This is a genomic window from Clostridium sp. AF27-2AA (genome assembly GCF_003478505.1).
GTDB lineage: Bacteria > Bacillota > Clostridia > Lachnospirales > Lachnospiraceae > Brotaphodocola.
In genome coordinates this window covers 15,798-41,017 of record NZ_QUFI01000005.1, presented here as the reverse complement: position 1 = coordinate 41,017, position 25,220 = coordinate 15,798, and the positions used below count along the sequence as shown (strand labels likewise).

Here is a 25,220-nt window from a genome sequence, read left to right as displayed (position 1 = left end):
ACGAGCAGAAGTCTTACAGAATTGTAAGATTTCTGCCCACTTAAAATTTAACCAACATATGGTAATTGAATCACAAACGTGCTTCCTTTTTTCTTTTTGCCGGAGGTTACCGTAATCGTACCTGCGTGTTTTTCGATAATTTCTCTCGATAGAAAAAGTCCGATTCCTGTACCACTCTTTTCCATGACCTCCTTGGAACTTCCTCTGTAAAATCGTTGAAAAATTTTGTGATACTCATTCTGCGGAATACCAATTCCCTGATCCTCAATTTCCATTCTTACAAGATCGTTTCTTTTTTGTAACCGGATAAATATTTTTGAACCACACGGACTGTACTTGACCGCATTATCCAGAACGTTGATCACAGCTTCACCAAGCCACCTTTTATCCTGCATAATCGTGCATGTTTCCAGCTCTTTTTCATAGCCAAAAACGAATTCAATTTCTTTCTCATCCGCTTTAGGATAAGTGCGGTTCACAGCAGATATGACAGTATCTATAAGCGGAAGTTTTTTCTTATTAATCTGAATCAGTCCAGTTTCCAGCTTGGATATTTCAAGAAGCGACTGCAATAATGTCTCCAGTCCATCCAGAGCACTCCGACAACGGATACGAAACTCCTCCTGTTCTGTGGCACTTAAGTCATTCTGCATCAGCACACTAAAACATGTATCCAAAGCTGCAACCGGTGTCTTTAACTGGTGAGAAATATCAGAAACCATTTCTTTCGTGTTCTCCTTTTCTGCCCTTGCTTCTTCCTTTATCAACTGAATATGATGTCCGATTGCTTCAAGCTGGTCATTCAATTTTTCCAGTTCTGCCTGATTTTCCGTTTTCAGTAAATCATCAAATTTATTTTCACGGAATCTGATCAGAATTTCTTCCAACTGGTCTAAAATTTTCTGATGACACGCATCTTCTTTTTTCTTCCAATAAAGTAAAAAAGTCAAAAGAAGCACGCATATCACAGTGCTTACAGCACCGGTCACCATAACCTGATGCCGGAATTGCGAATAAAATGCATTCCCTTTATTCCCCCAGTATCCATATTTCTCCAATAATCGCCTTCCCTGTTCGTTAGTTTCAATATCCTTATCCTTAAGCAATTCCGAAACAGCATCCAGCCCGGAAAATTCTTCCTTTGCAGCAATCTCTGTCATAAGATTCATTTTATATTTATAATCTTCATAAAACACATACGTGGTAAAGCAATTTAATATTGCAAACAATAATATGACAGATAATACCAAGGAGAGCACTACTGTAATCTTCTTGCGATATCTCTTTGTCACTGCCTTACCTCCTGATTCCATATATACCCAAGACCTCTGATATTCTTTATATAGACCGGTGCAGCCGGATTGTCTTCGATTTTCTCACGGAGTCTTCTGATATTGACAGCGATTGTATTTTCATCCACAAAATCCCCTTCCAGATCAAACACATTTTCCAATATTTGTGTTTTTGAAAGAATCTGTTTCGGATTCTGAAGAAAAAAAGTCAGCATTTTCAACTCCGTTTTTGTCAGACTGATTTCACGACTCTTTATCAGGACTTTCATTTCTCCTGCGATAAATACGATATCTCCCGAAATCATCTTTCCGGCTTCCGTTTTCTCCTGTCTGCGGCGGAAATGTGCTTCTATTTTCAAAAGAAGTACCGAAAGACTAAACGGCTTTGTAATATAATCATCTGCCCCTGCTTCATATCCCATGACCTGATCCATCTCCTGATCTAGTGCTGTAAGGCAAATAATGTATGTATTATAATTGCTTCTCATCCACCTTACAAATTCCAGTCCATTCCCATCCGGAAGATTCACATCACAAATGGTAACATCCACATTATTATCACTTGCAATTCTTTTCGCTTTTTTCACTGATTCTGCAGAAAAAACCTCATATCCGGATTTTTTCAGTGAGAATGTAATTCCACGATTTAAATTTTCATCATCTTCGACCACGAGTATACCTGGCATAGCATATGCACCTCTCTTTATTAACTATTTTTCCTCTTCGTTAAGACCTAGTTCGTTACATATTTGTTCTGCCACAATATCCTCGGTAGTGACTTTCCCTGTAATATCCCTATAGGCTTCTTTTATTCCATTTTTGACCGCCCACTTAACTATAAAATATAATGCAAGTAAGACGATTAGTGCTGTGCCAAAACTAATTCCTAATTCTTCAAACATTTCATTACCTCTGTCAATCCCGATTTAATCAATTATCCTTCACATCTAATCCACTGTCTCAAATCGTGACATCTAATCCGAGGTTACAACCTGGCACACATTTTGCGGTGGATATGTTTCCATATAAGAAAACCGAGCTTTTTCAGAAGTCTGGCTTCAAATCCAAACCTCCGAAAAAGCCCGGAAATACGCCGCTTTCTGGCACTTGATTTTATTTCCTTGACATCAAACAGACCGTCTCTACATGTCCGCTCCACGGGAACATATCCACAGTTTTTACCCGTTTCACCTCATATCCTCTCTCTCCAAGATACTTCACATCCCTGGCCAGAGTCGCGGAGTCGCAGCTGACATATACGACTTTCTCCGGTGCCATCTTTACGATGGTGTCCAGGCAGACGCTGTCGCAGCCTTTTCTTGGCGGATCTACCACAATGGTGTCGGCGTAGACCTGGTTCTTTTCATACTGTTCCGGCAGTACCTCCTCCGCTTTTCCAACAAAGAACTCGACATTTTCAAAATGGTTCAGCTTTGCGTTGGCACGGGCATCATCAATCGCCTGCGGAATAATCTCTACGCCATATACCTTCTTTGCTTTCTGCGCCAGAAACAGGGAGATGGTTCCGATACCGCAGTAAAGATCCCACACGGTTTCCTCACCGGTCAGGCCTGCATACTCCAGCGCGGTTCCGTAAAGCTTCTGGGTCTGCACCGGATTGACCTGGTAAAAGGACAGTGGGGAGATGCGGTAGCAGACATTTCCGATATAATCGGTGATATAGCCCGGCCCGTACAGATTTACAATCTCTTTTCCCATGATGACATTGGTCTTTTCCCGATTGATACTGCAGGAAATGCTTGCCATGTGGGAAGGGAAGAGCTTCACCAGGCGCTCCACCAGCACCTCCGGTGCCTTTAGTTTCTCCACATCGCCATTCAATACCAGACAGACCATCAGTTCTCCCGTGGTAAAGCCCTTGCGGATCAGCACATGGCGGACAAGTCCTTTATGGGTTTCTTCCTCATAGGGCGCGATATGATATTCTTCCATAAAACCGCGGATGCAGTCCAGGATCGGCTGATTTTCTTCCACACCAAGCAGACAGTCCTCCTGCTCAATGATAGCGTGGGTCCTGCCTGCATAAAAGCCTGTGATGATGCGTCCGTTTTTATCTTTTCCAAACGGGAACTGTGCTTTATTGCGGTAACGCCAGGGCTCTTCCATGCCGATGATCGGCTCCATCGGAATCTCGGTCAGTCCGCCGATGCGGCTTAAATTATTGCGTACTTTGTTTTCCTTAAACTTTAACTGTTCTTCATAGCTCATGGCCTGAAGCTGACATCCGCCGCACTGGCGGGCAGACGGACAGCGTGGGGTAACGCGGCATGCTGATGGTTCCAATACCTGCATCAGACGCGCAAAGCCGTAAGACTTCTTCGTTTTCATGACCCTGGCTTCCACCACATCGCCGATCACGGCATCCTTTACAAACCAGGTGAAGCCGTCGGTCTTTCCGATTCCTTCCCCTGTATCGCTCATATCCTCTATCTGAACCTGAAATACATCATTCTTTTTCCAATCCATGTTTTTATCCTCTCATCTCACTTCAATCCAACCAGGAATCAATATCCCTGACTGTCCGAACCAGAGCATTTCTCCGCCCAGCTTTCTTCCTCCCATTTTACGGGTTTTCCCGCTCCTGCGCAAGCATTCCCACAGTATCCTTTCAAAAACTTTAGCATACCCCTTCTTTTCTGTAAGATTTTGTTTAGAAACTTCCTGGTTTCTTCACAATCTCCTCAAACTTTAGACACATTTTTCTAGTATCATAAAGCCATGATGTGAGGGAGAGAAACAAAGCAACCTCATCATCATAATGAACAGAAGTAAACGAACATGTTCATTATACACCAATATAAGAGAGCCCGGCGGCACCAAGCGCGCAACCGCTGCCGGGGTCGTCCAATAACAATCCGTTATCCATCTGCTATGATGGAACAAACGGTTCCCATATATCGATACTTTACATTACCTCTTTCCCCTTTTTAATCAGAAAACGCGCCCAAGCAGGCGCGTTTTCTGATTTTTTATGTTCTGTTTCAGCAGTCTGTCGTCTTGCGGATATTCGTCTCCAGCAGCCGGTTATATCCCAGCCATCCCTGGTTATCTCCCGCGCCCCGCAGCACCTCGATCATCGTCTCCATCTTCGCGTCAGCGTTGTCCGCGAAGTTCAAAGCCATAGCCTCTAACAGGGCCGGTTTCTTCGGGGAACCATACTCCAGCTCACCGTGATGTGCCAGAATGCAGTGCTTTAACTCGGTTGCCAGCTTCGGCGGAAAACCTTCGATGGTGCGCATCCGTTCGCTGACCATCTCGGTACCGATGATGATGTGGCCAAGCAGCTGGCCGTCATCGGTATAGTCATTCTCCGGGAATACGGAGAGCTCTTTGGTCTTTCCAATGTCGTGGAATATGGCCGCGGTAAGAAGCAGGTCACGGTTTAACATCGGGTAGGCAGCTGCAAAGTAATCACACATCTTGGTGACGCTTAACGTATGCTCCAGAAGGCCGCCCACAAAACCGTGATGCACGCTCTTGGCCGCACTGTGGAACTGAAATGCTTTCGCGAAATCCGGGGCACCGAAGTAGCTGTCCAGAAGCTTTCTCAGATACGGATTCTTTACAGAAGCAATGAGTGCCAGCAGCTCGGAATACATCTGTTTGACATCTTTTAAGGATACCGGAAGATAATCCGCCGGAATGTACTCGCCCTCATCTGCCTTGCGGATCCGCTTGACATTCAGCTGCTTTGCTCCCATGAACATAGTCACATCCGCATCGATGTAAACATAATCCAGCGCCTCAAAATTACCGACTCCCGGAGAACCCAGATCCCACAATTTCGCATCCACAGTGCCTGTCTTGTCCTGAAGAACCAGATTTCCGTATTCCTTGCCATTCTTGGTCAGTGCAATCTGCTTGCTTTTGCAAAGATACACATCGGAAATGTGCATGCCTTCTCTGAAACCGTCAATATACCTCATATCTTTCCCTTTACTTTCTATTCTATCATTTTTATTGTTCTGTTTTGCCGCCCACTGCGGCGCGTTTTCTAACTCATTTACGCGTCCGTCAGCGGCTGCCTACCGTCACGTCAAACTCCAGTTCCGTGTAGGTGTCCCGACCATTGCGCGCTACCGTCACATGAATGATCTGCCCGCAGGTCATCTTGTCCAGTGCGGCCTGGTATTCTTTCATGGATCTCACCGGATTTCCATTGATATGCGTGAGAATATCACCATTCTGGATGCCCGCGTTATATGCCGGTTTTTCCGTTACGGCATTCACCACGTAAACACCTTCCGGCAGACCATTTGCCACCTGGGCATCTGTCACTTCCTGGCCTACGATTCCAATGCATGGAATTGCCTGGCCATTGCTGAGCTTCTCCAGGATTCCCTTATAATCGGAAATGCCAAAGATTTCTGTTACCTGACTTTCGGTTCCTGAATTATCTGCAGGTACCTGGGCCCAGCCCACCAGTTCTCCATCCGTATTGATCAAAAACGTACCGCATTCCGCATTCGCCAGAATATCGGAATACAAAATGCGGCAGTGCTGATCCACCATGGGACTGCTTTTCACCACATACGAAACAAAACCATAATCCAGGGAATGAACCACCCCCGCCGGGCTTCCTACCGCCGCAAGCAGATCTCCCTGCCGCACCTGATAGGAATTGCCAAGGGCCATCGGCTCCAGATCCCGCAGCTGCGATGAATCTACATCTCCTGTGCTGATGCTGACTATGGCCATTCTGGATATGGCATCCTTCTGTTTCATATGGCCATTTACATCTTTTCCATTTTCAAAGGTCACTTTGATGGAATCTGCCTGCTCCACCGCAGCCTCTGGTGTCAGAACCAGAAGCTCCTGGCTTGTCTTTGCGATGATGACCCCGGCATACAGACCTGTGGTTTCTACCGGATTATCAAACCAGTCTGTATTCTGCTGAACTGAATGAACCACCACCACGCTTTTGTCCGCAGTCTGGGCTCTTGCCTGCAGGCTGTTTAACAGCGAACTCAGGTCGTCTACTGTATAACGGTAATGCTCCAGCGCAGTCTGGACCATTTCCTCTACCGGCTCTGTCTCCGTCTCTGCCGCGCTTTCTGTCTCCTGCGCTTCTACAGAGGATTCCACTTCGTCCTTCGGAATGGAGATGGCAGACGCAGTTGGCCGGTTTCCCTCCGACAACTGTTCCAGGATCGGCCTGGTCAGCGCAAAGCACACCGCTGAAACCACACCAAATATCACACCGGCACAGGCTGCTGTTGCCATCTTTGTTGCAATCTGCTTTTTGCTGGGCGCCGGCCTTACAATCTTTTCACTGATAAAATCACGGTCATTCTTTTTTTCAGGTTTCTTTTCTGGATCCTGTATTTCAGACATTCATGTCCTCCTTACTTCATAATCCCCGTGACTGTTCAGTACCGTTACAGTCACCCTCCCGTATGCATCACTTATGCATTATCTTTTATTATAAGGTTTTGGGGCAATTTACGCAACTAAAAAGTGTTGTCCGCCCTTTCGCCGCCGTGCATTTCATGTTATAATCAAAAGCGCCTGAAGTTCTTCCCTCAGGCAGTTTTCCGCTATCAATAAAACACAATCGAGGATTTTTATGAACCAGAAAGTATTAAAAACATTAGAATATAATAAGATCATTACCCAGCTGACCAGCTACGCAGCTTCCACGCCGGGAAAGCTTCTCTGCCAGAACCTGCTTCCCATGAGTGACTACCATGAGATCGTGCAGGCCCAGACAGAGACCAGCGACGCCCTCACCCGTGTCCGCATGAAGGGCAGCCTTTCTTTAAGCGGTGTCCGCGATGTGCGCGATTCCTTAAAACGCCTGGAGATTGGCAGCGCTTTAGGCATTCCGGAGCTGTTATCCATCAGTTCCCTGCTTACTGTGGCAGCCCGCGCCAAAGCATATGGCCAGCATGAAGAATCCGAGGAATTTCCGGATGACTCCTTAGACTCTATGTTCCGCAGCCTGGAACCGGTCACATCCGTCAACAATGAAATCAAGCGCTGCATCCTCTCTGAGGATGAGATCAGTGACAACGCGAGCCCCGGCCTGCATAAGGTCCGCCGCTCCATGCACGGCATCAACGACCGCATCCACACGCAGCTCAACAGCATCTTGAACAGCTGCCGCTCTTATCTGCAGGATGCCGTCATCACCATGCGTGACGGACGCTACTGCCTGCCGGTCAAGGCTGAGTACAAATCGCAGGTAAACGGCATGGTGCATGACCAGTCTTCCACCGGCTCTACCCTGTTCATCGAGCCTATGGCAGTCATTCAGCTGAACAATGAACTGCGCACCCTGGAGATTCAGGAACAGAAAGAGATTGAGGCCGTCCTGGCCGATTTAAGCGGTCAGCTCATGCCTTACACCGAGGAGCTGGCTATTGACCTGCAGATTCTTTCCCAGCTGGATTTCATTTTTGCGAAGGCAGCGCTGTCCCGCCACTTTAAATGCAGCGAGCCAAAGTTCAACACCGAAGGCCGCATCCACATCAAGGATGGCCGCCATCCGCTTCTGGACCCCCAGAAAGTGGTTCCGATCACCGTATGGCTGGGCACTGATTTTGACCTGCTGATGGTCACCGGCCCAAACACCGGCGGTAAGACGGTTTCCTTAAAGACCGTTGGGCTCTTTACTTTAATGGGACAGGCCGGCCTGCACATTCCGGCATTTGAAGGGTCTGAGCTGGCCGTGTTTGAAGAAGTATTTGCCGATATCGGCGATGAGCAGAGCATTGAGCAGAGCCTTAGTACCTTCTCCGCCCACATGACCAACATCGTACACATTTTAAACCAGGCAGACAGTCATTCTCTCTGCCTCTTCGATGAGCTCTGTTCCGGAACCGACCCGACTGAGGGTGCGGCTCTGGCCATTGCCATCTTAAATTTCCTGCACAACATGAAATGCCGCACCATGGCTACCACCCACTACAGTGAGTTAAAGATCTACGCTCTCAGCACTCCGGGCGTGGAGAACGCCTGCTGCGAGTTCGATGTGGCTACCCTGCGCCCGACCTACCGCCTGTTAATCGGCATCCCAGGTAAGAGTAACGCCTTTGCCATCTCCAAAAAGCTGGGCCTGCCGGACTACATCATTGATGACGCGAAGACGCATCTGGAGTCCGAGGATGAAACCTTTGAGGATGTCATCAGCCGTCTGGAGGAAAACCGGGTCACCATCGAGAAGGAGCGCGCGGAAATCGAAAGCTACAAAGCCGAAATTGCCCGCCTGAAATCCGGCCTGGAAAAGAAGGAAGAACGCTTCGACGAGCGCAAGGATAAGATGATCCGCAAGGCCAACGAGGAAGCGCAGCAGATCCTACGGGAGGCAAAAGAAACAGCAGACCGCACCATTAAGAACATCAACAAGCTGGCTGCTTCCTCCGGCATCGACACCAAGGCCCTCGAGGCAGAGCGCACAAAGCTGCGCGACAGCTTAAAGAAGGTCGAAGGCGGCCTCTCCTTAAAGCAGGAGACCAAGAAGCCGCACAAGGCCATCAACCCGAAGACCCTGAAGCTGGGCGACGGCGTGCGTGTGCTTTCCATGAACTTAAATGGTACCGTCAGCAGCCTTCCTGACGCCCAGGGAAACGTATTTGTCCAGATGGGCATTCTGCGCTCCAAGGTAAACATAAGCGATCTGGAGCTGCTGCAGGAAAATTCCGTCAGTGGTCCGGGACTGGAATCCCGCAAAAAGGGCAGCGGAAGCAGCAACATCAAGATGTCCAAATCCTTCGGCATTTCCCCGGAAATCAATGTGCTGGGCATGACCGTAGACGAAGCCGTGGCACAGCTTGACAAATATCTGGATGATGCCTATATTGCCCACCTGCCGCAGGTACGCATTGTACACGGAAAAGGTACCGGAGCCCTGCGCGCCGGCATTCACAAACATTTAAAACGCCTGAAATACGTCAAGGAATTTCACCTGGGCGGCTTCGGGGAAGGCGACGCAGGCGTAACCATCGTAGTATTCAAATAATCGGGAGGAAAAAGACATGGCTGAAAAACAGCGGATTTTGATCGTAGATGATGATGAGAACATTGCGGAACTGATTTCTCTCTATCTGATGAAAGAATGCTACGAAACCTACATTGTCAATGATGGTGAAGCAGCACTGAAAATCTTTCCGGAATTTAAGCCAAACCTGATTCTTCTGGATCTGATGCTTCCGGGTATTGACGGCTACCAGGTCTGCCGCGAGCTGCGGGCCACTTCCCAGGTGCCGATCATTATGCTCTCCGCAAAAGGTGAGATTTTCGACAAAGTACTGGGACTGGAGCTGGGTGCCGATGACTATATGATCAAACCCTTCGACTCCAAAGAACTGGTGGCCCGGGTCAAGGCGGTACTGCGCCGCTATCAGGCTGCTCCGGCACCTGCCGCACCAGAACCGCCCCAGCAGGGCGAATACGTGGAATACCCGGATCTGACCGTCAACCTGACCAATTACGCCGTCACCTACTGCGGTCATTCCGTGGAGATGCCGCCGAAGGAACTGGAGCTTCTGTATTTCCTGGCTTCCTCACCAAACCAGGTCTTCACCAGAGAGCAGCTCTTAGACCATATCTGGGGCTACGAATACATCGGAGACACCCGTACCGTGGACGTACATATCAAACGTCTCCGGGAAAAGATCAAGGATCACGCCAACTGGGCCCTGACCACCGTATGGGGCATCGGATACAAATTCGAAGTACGCAAGTAAAAATATAAATCATAGTCACGAAAGGTCCGAAGCAGGCCGGGGTGGTAAAAAGCTGAAATTCCCGGCTTTTGATCAATACCGTTCTGGCTGATTTTATTTCTCTCGTAGCGGGGCCAATACAGTAGAAGCCGGTTATCCCGGCATTCCGCGGAGCATAAATATGGGTATACGTGTCCGGCTATGCAGCGACTGGTGTTTGAGGGAGGCGGACGATTCGTCCGACTATCCGCAAACATCTGTCAGCTGCATCGTCCGAACACAATACCCATATTTTGCGCAGCGGTATGCCGGGATTACCGGCTTCGGACCTGTAGTGGGTTCTGTCTCTATATTACTTTTTACTGGATCCAGGCTCCGTCTCCTCCGACGTAACATCCGTCCGGAGTCCGGCTATTTACAAACATGGCTCCGGTGCTGTCCGTGTAATACCATTTTCCGTTATCCTCAATCCATCCGCAGCGCAGATAGCCATTCATTCCGAAGCAGTACCAGATTCCGTCTATCTGCACCCAGCGGCCCACCGGGTAGCTTCCATCTTTAAACTGGAACCATTTGCCGCCCTGATCAATGCACCAATGGTTGCCCCGTGCGGTGGAAAAATCCTGTCCGCTGCCTGCTGCCACACCGGGACCGCCGGTGCTGGCCGGATTCCTTCCAGTATCCCCGGGGCCTCCGGAAACATATTTTCCATCTCCGGGACCTCCGGAATAGCTGTGGCGGTAATCATAGCTGAGATCATCTGCTTCCTCCGCAGTCAGAAACATGGTATCGGAGCTTACCCACTCTCCCTTTGCCGATCCGCTTCCCACGGCGCGCACCATAAAGCAGTAGTTGCCTCTGCGGGTCATGTGACCGGCAAAATCATAGGAATTATCGTAGACCGATACGGTACTCATCACAGAAGAATCGTTCCGGTACAGCTTCACCTGATAATACCGGGCTGACGTGTTGTCCGTCCAGGTACCGCTGCCGGAATCTCCGTCCCATCTTACATTCTCTACATTCAGATCCGTACCGGGATCCGGTGCCGCAAACCCGCTGACTGCTCCGGCCAGGCTCATCCCCATGGCAAGCAGCATGCCTGCAATATATTTCCCTGTTTTTTTCATACGCATTCTCCTTCTTTGCTCTTACAGATTCGTTGCCAGGGGCAGGGAAAAGATAAACTCCGATCCCACGCCTTCTGTGCTGACTACATCAATGTTTTCCCCGTGTGCCTGAATGATCTCTTTTACAATGGCCAGCCCCAGTCCGGTGCCCTTTTTATCTTTTCCGCGGGACAGATCAGACTTATAAAACCGGTCAAACACCTTTTGTACACTGTCTTTCGGAATGCCAATGCCCGTATCCTTCACGGAAACAAAAATCTTTTCGTTTTTAATGCGGGTCTGGATATAAATCGTGGAGTCCTGATGACTGAACTTGATGGCATTGTCAATCAGGTTATAAAGCACCTGCTGGATCTTTCCAAGATCTGCGTACACCATCTGGATGTTATCGGAAAAAGTCAGTTCAAAGTTGATGTTTTTCTTCCCACAGGTTCCTTCAAAGGATGCCGCTGTGTCTTTGATCACGCGGTTGATATCAAAGCTTGACCTCGAAAGATATCCCTTACTGTCTAAGGAATTTAACGTCAGCATACCCTGTGTCAGCTTAGTCAGGCGCTCCGTCTCTGAAATCACGCGGGTTAAGTATTTTTCGTACATCTCCGGCGGAATCGTTCCGTCTATAATCGCCTCCAGATAGCCTTTGATAGATGTCAGCGGAGAACGGAAATCATGGGATACGTTGGCTATAAAGTTTCTCTGATATTCCTCCAGCTTGTTCAGCTCGCCGGACATATAGTTTAGCGTACCGGCCAGATAGCCCATCTCATCCCGGGTATTCAGATCAATCCGGTACTCCAGATTGCCGGCCGCATATTCATTGGCACCCTCCGTGATCTTCTGCAGCGGAAAATACACAGTCTTCGTGAACACCAGCAAAATGATCAAGGACAGGATAAACAGGATTGCAGCCGTTATGTAAACCACATTCAGATTTGAATTGCTCATCTCCCAGATCACGCTCATAGGAAGATGCACCAGCACATAGCCGTAGGTATTGTAATTTCCCGTAATGGGTGCGGAAACACTTAAAACATCATACGGAAAGAGGCCGTAGTAAGCTCCGGTACAATAAGACTTATTGCCTGTCGCCGTCGGATCAAACCCCTCAATGGCTGTCCCGGCCCGCTTATTCTGTTCGCTGTCCACCACAATGATGCCCTGGCGGTTTACCACCCAGATCTCCGCCCGCACAAACTTGGCCACGGCCTGAAGCTGCGGGTAGACGGAATCCAGATCCTGCTTCTTTCCCTGATACACACTGCTGTAGGCTGACGCGATCAGATTCGCCTCGTCATACATGGCTTCCGCCTGGTTTTTTACCTGATTTTTGTTCATCAGCCGCGCGGAAAAGGTCGCAATAGACGCAAAGCCAAGCAGACCGAATACCAGATAGCCTAAGATGAATTTATAGTAGAGTGAATGTTTCATAGCTGCTGTTTTGTCCCCCGCTGTTAAAGTTCTTCTGCCTTAAATGTCGTGTAGCCCTCATAGTAATAACTGTGGTCAATGCCTTTCATGAAGACCTCCCGGCTGTCCGTCTGGTCAGTCATCGCTGCCTTAAGCACATGCTTAATCTCGATATCCCGGATCGGGCTGCGCTCCATGGCCAGAAGATAATCCTCTTTATCCACCAGACTCCAGTTCACAACTTTTCCAATCTCATGTTTCAGAATATGATCAAGCCAGATGCGGGTGCTACGCCCATTTCCTTCCCGAAATGGATGGGCAATGTTCATCTCCACATATTTTTCAATGATCTCATCGAAATCCGACTGCGGCATCTGGTCAATGTTCGCAAGCGCCGCATCCAGATACATAAGTGGCGCAAAGCGGAAATTCCCCTTGGCCAGATTCACGGTCCGCAGTTGGCCCGCGAACGGATAAATATCAGCAAAAAGAATTTTGTGAATTTTCTGTAGCGTGGAAAACTTCCCAGCCGGCTCCCCGGCAAGCAGATCCTTTTCAAACAGCTCCTTCGCACGCTTTTTACTCAGCCGCTCCTCTTCCCGGGCAAGTTCCGCAGAATCCATGATTCCCAATTTATTTTCAAGCATAAAAAACCCCTTATTCTGTAATGGATGTCCTAGTTATATCCATTTTAGCACAAAATAAGACTGAAATAAACAAACAAAAAGCACGCCTGGCAGCGTGCTTTCCGTTTAGGAGTTGAGTTTCTGATTTCACGGGTCAGATGAAACCAGACGAAATGTATAGAATATTCACATGTAGTTAGTTGCGGCTAACTGTCATTATATTAGCATAGGCTAACTATTTTTGCAACCCCTTTTTCCAAATTTTTTTAATTTTTTTGTATTTCTTTTTGTACGCACTGTTTCCGGCATTGTCCCGCTGAAGCTGCGCCTCTGGCTTACCGGCTGCGGTCCTGGTATTCAGACGGAGAGATTCCTGTCACTTTCTTAAACTGGGCGCTGAAATACGCTGTGTCAGAATATCCCACCTGCTCTGCGACTTCATAAACCTTCACCCGGCAGTCCTTTAAAAGAGTCATTGCCTTTTTCATCCGGTACAGGGTGAGGTAGCTGGTAAAGGTATAGTCCGTTTCCTTCTTAAATACCCGGCTTAAATATCCCTCACTGATTTCCAGCTCTCCAGCCACTGTGCTGATATTGATATCTTCCTGGTAATGCTCCCGGATTTGCTGCACCGCCTGCTCTACATATTTATTTTTCGTATTTTTCACCGAACTCAACCGGATCACTGGCATGTCCTGTTCCTCTGCCTCTTTCGTCTCCCGCGCTTCTTCCTGTCCCTGAATATGGCGGACTGCTGCCTCCAGTTCCCCGTCTTTTAACGGTTTCAGCAGATAGTCACTCACCCCAAGGCGCAGGGCGCTCTGGGCATATTTAAAATCACTGTAGGCTGTCAGGATGATAAACTTTGTCTGGCAGCCATTTTCCCGCAGCTTCGCGATCATCTCCACGCCATCCATGCGGGGCATCTTCACATCCGTCACCACAATATCCGGCGAAAGGCGCTCCACCAGTGCCGCTCCCTCTTCTCCATTGGCAGCTTCCCCCACGATGACGCATCCTAGCGCTGACCAGTCAATGGTCAGGATAATGCCTTTGCGCGCCATGGTCTCATCTTCCACCACTACTACTCTATTCATGTTCCACGTCCTTCCTGAATGGCAGGCGCAGCGTCACGGTAGTTCCGTCTTCCTCCACCTCGGCATGCATGCCATATTCTTCTCCATAGTAAATCTTCAAAATCTGAATCACATTGTAAAGTCCCAGATGGCCATCCCGTTTTGCCGGTGCCGGACTGTTGATCCAGTCCACCATATCCTGATTCATGCCGCAGCCATCATCTGTCACGGAAATGCTCAGCACGCCGTCTTTCTGAGCCGCATAAATGCAGATATAGCCATTATCGCAGCCCTCAAGGCCATGGATGATGGCATTTTCTACCAGCGGCTGCAGGATCATCTTCGGAATCATGCTTTCTTCCAGCACATCCGGAATCTCTGTCTCATAGAGGAACTTTCCGCTGAACCGGATCTTCTGGATGCGGATATAGCTGTCTATGGTATCCAGCTCCTCTCTCAGGGTGATGAACGGCTTGCTGGAAATGCTTTTTCTTAAGATCACTGCCAGATTTTCCGCCAGCACCGCAATCTCCGGGATCTGATTGATCTTGGCATTCCACTTAATGGTATCCAGTGTGTTATACAGAAAATGCGGATTTAACTGTGTCTGATACAGGCGCAGGGTCGTCTCATTTAAATCCTTCTGCTGCTGCACCTTCTCTTCCAGATATGTTTTCAGATCACGTACCATACCGTTAAAGCTGTCTGTCAGCCTTCCCAGTTCATCGGTACGGGTACTGTGGACACGGATGTTTAAATCTCCTGCTTTAACCTTTTCCATGGCCTTATCCAGCTGGCTGACCGGCTTTACAATATTCCGTGTCAGCGCGCCGGAGATCATCATGGACAGGACCAGGCTTAACAGGGACATGGCCAGAAGCACCGTTCCCATCGTCTGCAGGGCCGGGGAACTGATGGGCGCCTGACGGCACAGGATCACATAAAACCCACGCTCTGGTTCCTGCATCCACAGATACTGTGTGTCCTCCTCCTCATTCATGTTGGTCTCATCATAGTCTGATCTGGAACAGTACAGAAGCCTCTTGTGGGCATCCAGAAGCCAGATGGTATCCGTCTGGGAATAGAAGCCGCTGAAAACATTATCAAAATTTTCCCGGGTAAAATCCAGCACCAGATATCCGGTCCTGGCTCCGCCGGAATTTTCTATCGCGTAAGCCCCCTGCATCAGCACACGGTCATCATTCAGTGTCAGGTATGGATCTGTGCGGTACCAGGTCATGCCCGCCTGTCCGGATGCTTTCTTTAAAATACCCCAGTACACCGGAAGAGAATCTGCCCGCGACAGTGTATCCGTGGTAAACCGTAGCTTTCCGCCCACATCGTACACACTGATCTGGGCATGTCCGTAGATTTCCTGCGAGGCCTGATATAAAGAAACGTACATGCCCCGCTGCATTTCTATCGTAGTGGTATCGATCATATAGCGGGACACGGTACCGTTCCTTGTAAGTTCCCGGCACGCTTCCTCACAGTCATCCAGAAGCGCTGCAAAACGGCTGCGGATCTCCGTAATCTGCCGGTTCGCCTCCTGCTCACTCTGGCGGTTCAGGGAAGCTGTAAACAGCCGCACCATGACCACGCTGGTTAACAGAAGCGGAACCAGTGTTACCAGAAAGCAGGCCAGAAAAACCTGGTCCCGGAACGAAAGGGTTTTTTGCTTCATGCTCCGCCCTCCCTTCCGTCTGCCTGCTGCCACAACATATCTGCCTGCCGTTTTGCTTCCGAAAGCTCAGCCCATCCTGCCTCTGAAAGCGGCAGCTTTTCCATCGGATCCATGCCCTTTTCCGCAGCCGTGTCCGTCCGCACGGAACGGCGGTTCCGACTCACGGCCATGATCTTCTGCGCGTCACGGCTGAGCGTAAAATCCAGAAAGGCCAGGGCTTCTTCTTTATGGCTACTTCCGGCGCGGACTGCCGTGCCGTCCAGCACCGCCACAGTTCCCTCCTCAGGATAAATATAATCCACATCGGCACCGCCGCAGAGAAGCGTCTGAGCCGCCGCCTCCGTGGTCACGCCAACCGAATAACGCCCGTCCAGGATCCCCTCATTGACCTGCTCCACGCTTTTTAAGACCTCATAATTCAGATTTTCTGCCAGTTTTTCAATATAAGCCTCACCGCTCTGACTGCCAAGCATGGCTGCCGCAAGTGCCAGGGCAGATACATCAGACTGCTCCGGATCCGCAAAGGCCACACGTCCCTGCCACCGGGGCTCCAGCAGACTCTCCCAGCCCACCGGAAGCTCCCTGTAGGTCACCACATTGGTGTTGTACATGATTACCAGCGGCAATACTGAAAAACCGGTCCAGACATGGTCCGGTGACACATACCAGCTGTCCAGCATTTTGGTCTCACTGCTCTCACAGGGAAACCACAGCTCTTTATATTCATCCAGAAGTTCTGTGTTCACACCAAAGGCCAGATCCCATTCTGCCGGCTGATCCGGTCCGGGCTTTCCATCTCCGTTTCGCTCTGTCTGTTCCTGCGCAAACCAGGTCCGGATCTCTTCCGATGTTCCCGCCTGCACTTCAACTGTCAGACCGGTACGCTCTTCAAATTCCTTTACCACCGGCTCATAAACCGGAAGTTCCAGATCCGTACAAATCACCAGATCTGCCTGCCGCGTAAGCGGCGGCTCCGTCCTGCGCCCACAGCCGGAAATAAACACTGCCAAAACGAAAAATGCCGTTTTTCCAAAGTTTCTGCTTTTCATCCAGTCATTCCCCTCAAACTTCAGTCATTTCAAAACAAAAAAATCCCCGTTCTCCGGACTTCTGCCATTTTCGTGACTTCATGGATTTCCCGCATCTTCACTGATACGGCTTTATCACTATATTATAGCAGAAATCCCGGAAAAACGGAGATTTTGCAGGACATTTACAGTCCCAAAAACGTCTCAAATAATTCACAGAGCAGCACAGCTTCATGCTCCGTCTGCATCTCACAGAAGATGCGAAGCAGCGGTTCCGTTCCGGAGAACCGGGCGCTGACCCAGCCTCCATTTTTTAAGTAAACCTTGCAGCCGTCCATGTAGGAAACATGATCAATCTCAAATGGGATCTCCGGCAATGCCTGGTCCATCATCAGGGTCTTGTGGATGCGTTCCTTTTCCTCTGCCGTGAAACGGTACGCGCGCTCTTCCATGTGGATCTCGCCGTACTCCTTGCGGATGTCCTCAGCAATCTCAGAAAGCTTCTTGCCGCTGACTGCCATCATCTCCACCAGAAGGGAAGCCGCGTAAATACCATCCTTGCCATGGATATGGCCCTTCACCGTCAGACCGCCGGAGGATTCGCCGCCAATGATAGCATCGGTCTCCTGCATCTTTGCGGAAATATACTTAAAGCCCACCGGCACCTCATAGCATTTCTGGCCGAAGCTCTCTGCCACCTTGTCCAGCACATGGGTAGTAGACAGGTTGCGCACCGCCGGGCCGCGCCAGCCGCGGTATTTCAGCAGATAATAATACAGCATGACCAGAATGGTATTTGCGTGAAGGTAATGTCCCTTATCATCAATCACACCCAGACGGTCCGCATCACCATCGGTGGCAATACCGATGTCACAGTATCGGTCCAGCACATAGTTTTGCAGATTGCGCAGCGTGCTCTCGGTCGGGGCCGGCATTTTACCGCCAAACAGCGTGTCATGCTGGGCGTTGATGGTCTCCACCGCACATCTTGCAATAGAAAGAATGGTGCAGAGCGCCGTCAGGCTCACGCCGTACATTGGGTCGATGGCTATGCGCAGATCCCGTTCCCGGATGGCATCCAGATTGATGAGGGAGATGATGTTGTCCAGGTATTCATTCATGGGATTCATCTCCACCACCTGGCCGCTCTTTACCAGCTCCTGGTATGCATGCGGCGGCATCTGCCCGTTCTCCTCCAGGTCCGGCACGTAGAGCTTGTCTGCCTGCTCCAGATATCTCTCAATGTCCGCGGTCTGATGCTCATCCGCATCGCGTCCGCCTTTGGTAAATACCTTGATGCCGTTGTAGATGGCCGGGTTATGGCTGGCCGTTACCATCATGCCGTAGCTGAGATCATGCTTCATCACATAGAACATGATGAGCGGTGTCGGAGAACTGCGGTCCACAAACAGCACCTTGATTCCCTGCTGCCCAAAAATCTCGCAGGACCAGATGACAGCCTCTTTGGAAAGGAAGCGCCGGTCATAACCGATCACCACCGGCTTGTCCTCCACATGCTCTGCCTTGATTTTCAAAGACATGGCCAGTGCAAGCTTCTGAATGTTTTCTTTCGTAAATTCTTCGCCAATGATGGCTCTCCAGCCACCAGTGCCAAATTTTATCATAACCACACCTCGCTTTTGAAAGAGCTCCGGCGGCCTCTCAGACCGCCGAACGCTCTAACTGTTTCCGAATCAGACAACCGATACCTTGCCCTTGCTGACTTTTAAGAAGATCAGAAGGGAAATCACGGTGCTGACGGTCAGAATGGACGCCAGGGCCGCCGCGGTACCAAAGCTGTTTCGTACAACCTCTGTATAAATCGCAACAGAAATGGTACTGGTCTTGCCGCCGTACAGCATAACGCTGGAGGACAGCTCATTGATACAGGTAATCCAGCTTAAGATCGCGCCGGAGAGAACGCCTGGAGCCATCAGTCTTGCGGTTACATTTACAAAGGTCTTCATCGGGGACACGCCCAGGCTGATGGAGGCCTCTTCCACGCTCACATCCATCTGCTGCAGGAACGCGCTGCCGGAACGGACCGTGTAAGGCAGCTTGCGGACGATAAACGCAATGATCATGATCATCGCGGTACCGGTCAGGATCACCGGCTGCTTATTAAAGGCAACAATTAAGCTGATACCAAGAACTGCGCCCGGAATAACGAACGGGAACATGATCAACAGATCCATCAGCTGGCCTGCCACGCCTTTCTGGCGCACAACAATGTAAGAGATCAGCATGCCCAGGATGATGATGAACACGATCGCAATGGAAGAGAATACGAAGGTGTTGCGGATGTTGGTCCACAGGCGGTTAAAGATCGTCACATAGCTGTCCAGGCTGAAGCCCTTCTGGAAACCGGTGAAATCACATTTGATAAAGCTGCTGACAATCACCACGATCTGCGGCATAATGCCGATCAGGGTAACCAGCAGTACCGGCAGGGTAACCAGGAAACGTTTGCCGCCGTGAAGCACTTCTTCCTTCGGCGGACGCATAGCGGTCATCACGTAGTTTTTGCGGCTCACGAAATACTTCTGAACCAAAAGCACGGTAGTGGAGCAGAGTACCACAACGACAGAAAGGGCACTGGCCAGATGGGCATTACCGCCGATCTCACTCATGTACTCGTTGTATACCAGAACCGGAAGAACCATATAGCCTTCACCGATCAGCATCGGGGTACCGAAATCTGCCAGACTGGTCATGAATACCATGATGGCACCTGCCGCAATGGACGGAGCCACAACCGGAAGCGTGATGGTTAAGAGACGGCGCAGCTTGTTGCTGCCCAGGTTCTCTGCCGCTTCTTCAATACTGGAGTCGATACTTCCCATAGCCCCCGATGTATACAGGTACACGTATGGGAAAAGCTTAAACGTAAATACCAGGATGATACCCAGCTTGCCATAAATACTCGGCAGATGAATGCCGATATTCGCAAACAGCTTTGTCACAAAACCCGCGCGGCCAAACAGCATGATCCAGCTGTAAGCACCGATGAACGGCGGGCTCATAAGACTCATGATGATAAAAATGTGAATGAAGTTTTTGCCAAACACATTGTAGCGGGACATAAGGTACGCGATCGGAACTCCCACCAAAAGTGTGGTACAGGTGGTCACGATGGATACGAACAGGCTTCGTCCCAATGCTGAGTAATAATACTTCTTCGTGAAGAACCGGATATAGTTCTCAAAGGTGAAGCCGGCTGTCTTGTTGGAGAAAAAGCTTCGGGTGATCAGGGTGCAGAAGGGGTAGATCAGAAAGATTAGCATAAAGCCAATGACTACCACCTTAACCCAGAACCAGAAATCCAGTTTTTTCCGGGATGTTACCATGAAATCACCTCCTGGGTTGCTGCATCGTATACGCCCACTGCGTTGATGTCAAAGTTGACCTTTACCTGCTCGCCGTCTGGGCGGACTGTCTGAACATCCTTGGTGTACTCGTTAAGCTGCAGGGTCTGCCCATTGTTCAGTTCAATCTCATATTCAATGAAATCCCCCAGAAAGGTGGACATCACGATCTTGCCCGGAAGTCCGTTGCTCTCATCAAAGAACAGCTGCTCCGGTCTCGCGGAGATGATGCCCTTGCCAGAGAACGGCTTTTTCAGTTTACAGGTAATACTGCACTCATCCTTGATATTTAAGACTGCTGCCTCCGGATTTTTGCCATCCACCTCACACTCTACAAAATTGGAGACTCCAATGAATCCGGCTACAAAGGTATTCTCCGGTTTTTTATAAATGGCTTCCGGAGTTCCCACCTGCATGATGTTGCCCTCTTTCATAACTGCGATGCGGTCAGAAATCGCCAGTGCCTCTTCCTGGTCATGGGTAACATAAATGGTAGTAATGCCGAGTCTTCTCTGCAGCTTCTTAATGGCAGTTCTCATCTGCACACGCAGCTTTGCGTCCAGATTGGAAAGCGGCTCATCCATCAGAAGAACTCCCGGTTCAATAACGAACGCACGCGCCAGAGCAACGCGCTGCTGCTGGCCACCGGAAAGCTCGTTGGGCTTTCTGTCTTTTAATTTACTGATCTGCACAAGCTCCAGTGCCTCTTCTACCTTGCCAGGGATCTGATCCTTCGGGCATTTCTTTGCCTTCAGACCGTAAGCCACGTTCTCAGCCACCGTCAGATGTGGGAAGATGGCATAGTTCTGGAACACCATACCGATATCACGCTTGTGGGCTTCCAGATTGTTGATGACCTTGTCATCGAAACAGATTTCGCCGCCGTCCACACTGTTGAATCCCGCGATCATGCGCAGCAGGGTGGTCTTGCCGCAGCCGGACGGCCCCAGCAGTGTAAAGAATTCACCGGGCTTAATTTCCAGATCCACCCCGTTTAATGCGGTAAAGTTTCCGTATTTTTTTACGGCTTTCTTTATGATGACTGCATGACTCATATTCATTCCTCCATTCCTGTTTTGTTCTGTAACTCCCATTGCCCTGCGAACCAGAGACTGGCCTGCATTTCAAAATCCGCTCTGACCATTTTTCCCCTTAACCGAAAAGGCTGCCCACCCGCTTGGGGCAAGGCAGTCTCTCCGTTTTCGCTCAGCTATTTACTTGTCGTACTCTGTCACATGTTCTCATCTTCCGTTTCCGTCATTCCCGAAACCGATTCTGAACCGTGCCATTAATCTACCATGATATCGTTGAAGTGCTCGATGTTTGCTTCCTTCTCATTTGCTGCCCAGTCAAAGTCATAATCAACTAAAACAAGATCATCCAGTTTTGCCATGCCTGCGCCAACTTCCATATCGCTGCGAACCGGACGACGTCCCCAGTTCTCACTCTGCTCGGTCTGGCATTCTTTGGAGGTAACGAAATCGATGAACAGTTTCGCGTTCTCTTCGTTCGGGCATCCCTTAACCAGTGCAACACCATCCGGAACTGCGCTGGTGCCATCTTTCGGATATACAAATCCAACGGACGGATCGTCTGCGTATTTGATTGCGGATTTCTCAATGGTGATACCTACATAGAACTCACCGTCAGCTACCATCTTGTGGCACTTACCTGAGGAGTCAACGATCTTGCCATCCAGATTGTCATACAGTTTCTTGATGAAATCCCATCCGGCTTCCTTGCCGCCATGTCCAAGGATCATGGTGCAGAGCTGGGTGTATGCGGAACCAGATTTAGACGGCAGACAGTAAGCAATTTTGCCCTTCCACTCCGGTTTGGTCAGGTCTTCCCAGGACTCCGGAATGGTTAAACCATCTTTCTCGATCAGGTCCTTGTTATAGAAGATAACCATCGGAAGCGGACTCTCACCGATCCACAGACCATCCGGATCTTTGTATGCGTCACCGATGAACTCATCGTTTGCGCATACATACGGCTGGAAGTACTCTTTGAATGCTGCCAGGGAGTCTGCGCCGCCGCCCCATAATACATCTGCGATCGGGTTTGCGGACTCTGCCGCGATTCGGTTACAAAGCTCACCGGTTCCGGCTGCTACTACCTCTACCTTAACGTTCGGATATTTCTCCATGAAGAGGTTTACACCTGCATTCAGCGGATCTGCGTCATGCGGGGAATAAACAACCACGCTGCCGGTGTAATCTTCCGGAGCCTTCTCTGCTTTCTCCTCTTTGGAAGCGTCCTCAGCCTTGGATTCTTCTGCTTTTGTCTCTTCCACCTTAGTCTCTGCCGGTGCTGCAGTGGTCTCTGCTGCCTTTCCGCCGCCACATGCGGTCATACTCAGTGCCATAAGTGCTGCCAGTGATGCTGCTAACCAACGTTTTTTCATAATACCTCTCTCCTTTTCACGTTCTGCTTAAATTCACGTTCTTATATCACGTTCCCCGGGATGGCCTGCTGTGAGCGAATGAGCAGCTGTGCCTCGTTACAGTCCGCATTTTTGTGAACTATAAGTTTTTCCCTTAAGATACTCTTATTATATGATGTCTTTGTGCGTTTTTCCATTTGTATTTCTGACTTTTCTTTTGTAATTCTGAACTTTGTATAATAAATTTGTTTTGTGCATGATTGTTTTGTGCATTATTTATATGTTAAAAAAGGAGAAGGCGTCTGCCGCTGACAGACGCCTTCTCCTTGCTGTTATTTTCACTTTTACACTTCATCTTTCCAGTGCAGCCGGTGCAGATGCCCTTCCATGTTCATCTTCTCAAATCCATTCTGGCGCAGTGCCTCATACAGCACGATGGCCACGGAATTAGAAAGATTTAAGGAACGGATATCACCCCACATGGGAATGCGCACGCAGTTTTCCTTGTGCTCCACTAGAATTTCTTCCGGGATTCCGGCACTTTCCTTGCCGAACATGATGTAGCAGTCCGGCTCGTACTCCACCTCAGTATAGGTTTTCGGCGCTTTGGTGGTAGCCATGTAGATCTTCGCCCCCGGATTGCGGTCCAGAAAATCCTGAAAGTCCGAATACACGGTAACATCCAGCTTATCCCAGTAGTCCAGTCCGGCACGCTTTACCGCCTTTTCATTCAGCTTAAAGCCCAGCGGCTCAATCAGATGCAGGCGGGTGTTGGTGGCCACACAGGTACGGCCGATATTGCCGGTATTCATCGGCATTTCCGGCTCAAATAATACAATGTTCATCTTTCTCTTACTCCGTTTTTCCGTCCAGACGGTCCACAAACCGTTTGATGCGGCTTAAGGCCTCCTTCAGACTCTTTAAGGAATAGGCATAGGATACGCGCAGGAATCCCTCTCCGCAGTCACCGAAGGCGGTTCCCGGTACAACTGCCACCTTTTCTTCCCGCAGCAGGCGGGTCGCAAACTCTTCGGAGGTCATGCCAAACCGCTTGATGCTTGGGAACATATAGAACGCGCCCTGCGGCTCAAAGCAGTCCAGATGCATCTCCTCAAACGCATTGATCAGGAAACGGCGGCGCTGGTCATAGGACTCACGCATGTGCTGTACGTCTTCATCGCCATTGCGCAGTGCTTCCACTGCCGCGTACTGGCTGGTGGTCGGCGCGCACATGATGGCATACTGATGGATCTTCAGCATCTGTTTTAAGATCACCTCCGGCGCGCAGGCATAGCCCAGACGCCATCCGGTCATGGCAAAGGCCTTGGAGAAGCCATTGATCAGAACGGTGCGCTCCTTCATGCCCGGCAGAGATGCAATGGATACATGATCCTCTTTCGCATAGGTCAGCTCTGAGTAAATCTCATCCGAAATGACAAACAGATCTTTCTCAAGAATGATCTCAGCAATCTTCTCCAGATCTTCCCGCTCCATGATGGCACCGGTCGGGTTGTTCGGGAACGGCAGCACCAGGATTTTTGTCTTCGGAGTGATCTTTTCCAGTAATTTCTCCGGGGTTAAGCGGAAGCGGTCTTTCTCCTCCAGCTCGATCGGCACAGGGACACCGTCTGCCAATACACAGCACGGCGTATAGGAAACGTAGCTCGGCTGCGGGATCAGCACTTCATCTCCCGGATCGATCATGGCGCGCATGGCCGCATCAATGGCTTCGCTGCCACCCACGGTCACCATGATCTCATGGTCCGGGTCATAGCAGACATTGCAGCGGCGCTCCAGATAGTTGTGGATCTCAATCTTTAAATCCTTTAAACCTGCGTTGGAGGTGTAAAAGGTACGTCCCTTTTCCAGGGAATAGATGCCCTCCTCGCGAATGTGCCACGGCGTGTCAAAATCCGGCTCGCCCACACCAAGGGAAATGGCATCCTTCATCTCACTTACGATATCAAAAAATTTCCGGATCCCGGACGGCGGGATGGAAACGATCTTTTCATTTAATGGGTTTCTCACGGGGTAATCAGCATCCTTTCATCCTGGACCTCATCGCAGAGAACGGTTCCGTGGTCCTTATATTTTTTCAGTACAAAATGGGTTGCCGTGCTTAAAACAGAATCCAGCGGAGCCAGCTTGTCAGAAACAAACTGTGCTACCTGGCGCATGGTCTTGCCCTCGATAAATACGGTGAAATCGAAAGCACCAGACATTAAGTATACTGCATTCACCTCGCTGTACTGGTAAATGCGCTCCGCGATCTTGTCGAAGCCCATGCCGCGCTGGGGAGTTACCTTTACCTCGATCAGCGCAACCACTTTCTCCTCACTGGTGTTGTCCCAGTTGATCAGGGTGTGATAACCACAGATAATATGCTCTTTCTCCATCTCGGCAATCTCATTGGCGACCGCGACTTCGCTCTCCCCTAAAAGAATCGCCAGGTCATGGATATCGATTCTGCTGTTCTTTTCGATTACCGCCAAAATTTTCTCTCTCATTTCTTGATTGCCTCCTTGTATAGTTTATGTAG

General features: G+C 49.7%; 21 protein-coding genes. 2 read left to right on the top strand and 19 right to left on the bottom strand.

What is annotated here, in order from left to right:
• Positions 1–47 precede the first annotated feature (47 nt).
• From DWY84_RS04345 to DWY84_RS04320, 6 genes are all read right to left on the bottom strand, one after another.
• The gene (locus tag DWY84_RS04345) at positions 48–1,313 is read right to left on the bottom strand and encodes a HAMP domain-containing sensor histidine kinase (RefSeq protein WP_118531171.1); all 1,266 of its coding nucleotides are present in this window, start codon (positions 1,311–1,313) and stop codon (positions 48–50) included.
• Positions 1,289–1,978: a response regulator transcription factor gene (locus DWY84_RS04340; RefSeq protein WP_118531169.1), complete on the bottom strand. Its 690-nt coding sequence runs from the start codon at positions 1,976–1,978 to the stop codon at positions 1,289–1,291. Before DWY84_RS04340 ends, DWY84_RS04345 begins: the two co-directional genes overlap by 25 nt.
• 24 nt (positions 1,979–2,002) lie before the next feature.
• Positions 2,003–2,194, bottom strand: a complete 192-nt coding sequence (locus tag DWY84_RS04335; RefSeq protein ID WP_118531168.1) for a DUF6019 family protein — start codon at positions 2,192–2,194, stop codon at positions 2,003–2,005.
• Between the two features lie 211 nt (positions 2,195–2,405).
• Positions 2,406–3,779, bottom strand: coding sequence for a 23S rRNA (uracil(1939)-C(5))-methyltransferase RlmD (gene rlmD / locus DWY84_RS04330; RefSeq protein ID WP_118531166.1), 1,374 nt, complete (start codon positions 3,777–3,779; stop codon positions 2,406–2,408).
• A 515-nt stretch (positions 3,780–4,294) separates the two neighbouring features.
• Positions 4,295–5,239 (bottom strand): HD domain-containing protein, encoded by a 945-nt coding sequence (locus tag DWY84_RS04325; RefSeq protein WP_118531165.1) that lies wholly within the window; start codon positions 5,237–5,239, stop codon positions 4,295–4,297.
• A gap of 88 nt (positions 5,240–5,327) precedes the next feature.
• Positions 5,328–6,647, bottom strand: coding sequence for a PDZ domain-containing protein (locus DWY84_RS04320; RefSeq protein ID WP_118531164.1), 1,320 nt, complete (start codon positions 6,645–6,647; stop codon positions 5,328–5,330).
• 232 nt (positions 6,648–6,879) lie between these two features.
• Here DWY84_RS04320 and DWY84_RS04315 point away from each other — a divergent pair, with 232 nt between their 5' ends.
• Positions 6,880–9,273, top strand: a complete 2,394-nt coding sequence (locus tag DWY84_RS04315; protein ID WP_118531163.1) for an endonuclease MutS2 — start codon at positions 6,880–6,882, stop codon at positions 9,271–9,273.
• Between the two features lie 16 nt (positions 9,274–9,289).
• The gene (locus tag DWY84_RS04310; RefSeq protein WP_118531161.1) at positions 9,290–10,000 is read left to right on the top strand and encodes a response regulator transcription factor; all 711 of its coding nucleotides are present in this window, start codon (positions 9,290–9,292) and stop codon (positions 9,998–10,000) included.
• 338 nt (positions 10,001–10,338) lie between these two features.
• Here the strand turns inward: DWY84_RS04310 and DWY84_RS04305 are convergent, their stop codons facing one another.
• The 13 genes from DWY84_RS04305 to DWY84_RS04245 all read right to left on the bottom strand — a co-directional run bounded on the left by DWY84_RS04305 (position 10,339) and on the right by DWY84_RS04245 (position 25,188).
• Positions 10,339–11,109: a hypothetical protein gene (locus DWY84_RS04305; RefSeq protein WP_243024752.1), complete on the bottom strand. Its 771-nt coding sequence runs from the start codon at positions 11,107–11,109 to the stop codon at positions 10,339–10,341.
• Positions 11,110–11,130: 21 nt separating this feature from the next.
• Entirely contained in the window at positions 11,131–12,537 is a 1,407-nt protein-coding gene (locus DWY84_RS04300) for a HAMP domain-containing sensor histidine kinase (protein WP_118531157.1), read from the bottom strand.
• Between the two features lie 23 nt (positions 12,538–12,560).
• Complete coding sequence (locus DWY84_RS04295) at positions 12,561–13,163, bottom strand: Fic family protein (RefSeq protein WP_118531155.1); 603 nt, start codon at positions 13,161–13,163, stop codon at positions 12,561–12,563.
• Positions 13,164–13,477: 314 nt separating this feature from the next.
• On the bottom strand, positions 13,478–14,239 hold the full coding sequence (locus tag DWY84_RS04290) for a response regulator (protein ID WP_118531153.1): 762 nt from the start codon (positions 14,237–14,239) through the stop codon (positions 13,478–13,480).
• Positions 14,232–15,902, bottom strand: coding sequence for a sensor histidine kinase (locus DWY84_RS04285; RefSeq protein WP_118531151.1), 1,671 nt, complete (start codon positions 15,900–15,902; stop codon positions 14,232–14,234). The genes DWY84_RS04290 and DWY84_RS04285 overlap by 8 nt, the downstream gene beginning before the upstream one ends.
• Positions 15,899–16,951: an extracellular solute-binding protein gene (locus DWY84_RS04280; RefSeq protein ID WP_118531149.1), complete on the bottom strand. Its 1,053-nt coding sequence runs from the start codon at positions 16,949–16,951 to the stop codon at positions 15,899–15,901. Before DWY84_RS04280 ends, DWY84_RS04285 begins: the two co-directional genes overlap by 4 nt.
• Before the next feature lie 164 nt (positions 16,952–17,115).
• Entirely contained in the window at positions 17,116–18,555 is a 1,440-nt protein-coding gene (locus tag DWY84_RS04275) for a phosphoglucomutase/phosphomannomutase family protein (protein ID WP_118531147.1), read from the bottom strand.
• A 69-nt stretch (positions 18,556–18,624) separates the two neighbouring features.
• A complete protein-coding gene (locus tag DWY84_RS04270; protein WP_118531145.1) occupies positions 18,625–20,277 on the bottom strand; it encodes an iron ABC transporter permease in 1,653 nt (550 codons plus the stop codon).
• Complete coding sequence (locus tag DWY84_RS04265) at positions 20,271–21,350, bottom strand: ABC transporter ATP-binding protein (RefSeq protein WP_118531143.1); 1,080 nt, start codon at positions 21,348–21,350, stop codon at positions 20,271–20,273. The genes DWY84_RS04270 and DWY84_RS04265 overlap by 7 nt, the downstream gene beginning before the upstream one ends.
• A gap of 233 nt (positions 21,351–21,583) precedes the next feature.
• A complete protein-coding gene (locus DWY84_RS04260) occupies positions 21,584–22,702 on the bottom strand; it encodes an ABC transporter substrate-binding protein (protein ID WP_118531141.1) in 1,119 nt (372 codons plus the stop codon).
• A 323-nt stretch (positions 22,703–23,025) separates the two neighbouring features.
• Positions 23,026–23,526: a tRNA (cytidine(34)-2'-O)-methyltransferase gene (locus tag DWY84_RS04255; protein WP_118531139.1), complete on the bottom strand. Its 501-nt coding sequence runs from the start codon at positions 23,524–23,526 to the stop codon at positions 23,026–23,028.
• A 7-nt stretch (positions 23,527–23,533) separates the two neighbouring features.
• On the bottom strand, positions 23,534–24,709 hold the full coding sequence (locus tag DWY84_RS04250; RefSeq protein WP_118531137.1) for an aminotransferase class I/II-fold pyridoxal phosphate-dependent enzyme: 1,176 nt from the start codon (positions 24,707–24,709) through the stop codon (positions 23,534–23,536).
• The gene (locus tag DWY84_RS04245; RefSeq protein WP_118531135.1) at positions 24,706–25,188 is read right to left on the bottom strand and encodes an Lrp/AsnC family transcriptional regulator; all 483 of its coding nucleotides are present in this window, start codon (positions 25,186–25,188) and stop codon (positions 24,706–24,708) included. The genes DWY84_RS04250 and DWY84_RS04245 overlap by 4 nt, the downstream gene beginning before the upstream one ends.
• Positions 25,189–25,220 lie beyond the last annotated feature (32 nt).

What these genes read in the sequence shown, in the direction of transcription:
- DWY84_RS04305 (WP_243024752.1), bottom strand. Translation starts at nt 11,109, where the DNA reads ATGAAAAAAACAGGGAAATATATTGCAGGCATGCTGCTTGCCATGGGG.
- DWY84_RS04265 (WP_118531143.1), bottom strand. Translation starts at nt 21,350, where the DNA reads ATGAGTCATGCAGTCATCATAAAGAAAGCCGTAAAAAAATACGGAAAC.
- DWY84_RS04285 (WP_118531151.1), bottom strand. Translation starts at nt 15,902, where the DNA reads ATGAAGCAAAAAACCCTTTCGTTCCGGGACCAGGTTTTTCTGGCCTGC.
- DWY84_RS04280 (WP_118531149.1), bottom strand. Translation starts at nt 16,951, where the DNA reads ATGAAAAGCAGAAACTTTGGAAAAACGGCATTTTTCGTTTTGGCAGTG.
- DWY84_RS04245 (WP_118531135.1), bottom strand. Translation starts at nt 25,188, where the DNA reads ATGAGAGAGAAAATTTTGGCGGTAATCGAAAAGAACAGCAGAATCGAT.
- DWY84_RS04300 (WP_118531157.1), bottom strand. Translation starts at nt 12,537, where the DNA reads ATGAAACATTCACTCTACTATAAATTCATCTTAGGCTATCTGGTATTC.
- rlmD (WP_118531166.1), bottom strand. Translation starts at nt 3,779, where the DNA reads ATGGATTGGAAAAAGAATGATGTATTTCAGGTTCAGATAGAGGATATG.
- DWY84_RS04270 (WP_118531145.1), bottom strand. Translation starts at nt 20,277, where the DNA reads ATGGTAACATCCCGGAAAAAACTGGATTTCTGGTTCTGGGTTAAGGTG.
- DWY84_RS04340 (WP_118531169.1), bottom strand. Translation starts at nt 1,978, where the DNA reads ATGCCAGGTATACTCGTGGTCGAAGATGATGAAAATTTAAATCGTGGA.
- DWY84_RS04275 (WP_118531147.1), bottom strand. Translation starts at nt 18,555, where the DNA reads ATGATAAAATTTGGCACTGGTGGCTGGAGAGCCATCATTGGCGAAGAA.
- DWY84_RS04345 (WP_118531171.1), bottom strand. Translation starts at nt 1,313, where the DNA reads ATGGAATCAGGAGGTAAGGCAGTGACAAAGAGATATCGCAAGAAGATT.
- DWY84_RS04315 (WP_118531163.1), top strand. Translation starts at nt 6,880, where the DNA reads ATGAACCAGAAAGTATTAAAAACATTAGAATATAATAAGATCATTACC.
- DWY84_RS04255 (WP_118531139.1), bottom strand. Translation starts at nt 23,526, where the DNA reads ATGAACATTGTATTATTTGAGCCGGAAATGCCGATGAATACCGGCAAT.
- DWY84_RS04290 (WP_118531153.1), bottom strand. Translation starts at nt 14,239, where the DNA reads ATGAATAGAGTAGTAGTGGTGGAAGATGAGACCATGGCGCGCAAAGGC.
- DWY84_RS04335 (WP_118531168.1), bottom strand. Translation starts at nt 2,194, where the DNA reads ATGTTTGAAGAATTAGGAATTAGTTTTGGCACAGCACTAATCGTCTTA.
- DWY84_RS04320 (WP_118531164.1), bottom strand. Translation starts at nt 6,647, where the DNA reads ATGTCTGAAATACAGGATCCAGAAAAGAAACCTGAAAAAAAGAATGAC.
- DWY84_RS04260 (WP_118531141.1), bottom strand. Translation starts at nt 22,702, where the DNA reads ATGAAAAAACGTTGGTTAGCAGCATCACTGGCAGCACTTATGGCACTG.
- DWY84_RS04310 (WP_118531161.1), top strand. Translation starts at nt 9,290, where the DNA reads ATGGCTGAAAAACAGCGGATTTTGATCGTAGATGATGATGAGAACATT.
- DWY84_RS04325 (WP_118531165.1), bottom strand. Translation starts at nt 5,239, where the DNA reads ATGAGGTATATTGACGGTTTCAGAGAAGGCATGCACATTTCCGATGTG.
- DWY84_RS04295 (WP_118531155.1), bottom strand. Translation starts at nt 13,163, where the DNA reads ATGCTTGAAAATAAATTGGGAATCATGGATTCTGCGGAACTTGCCCGG.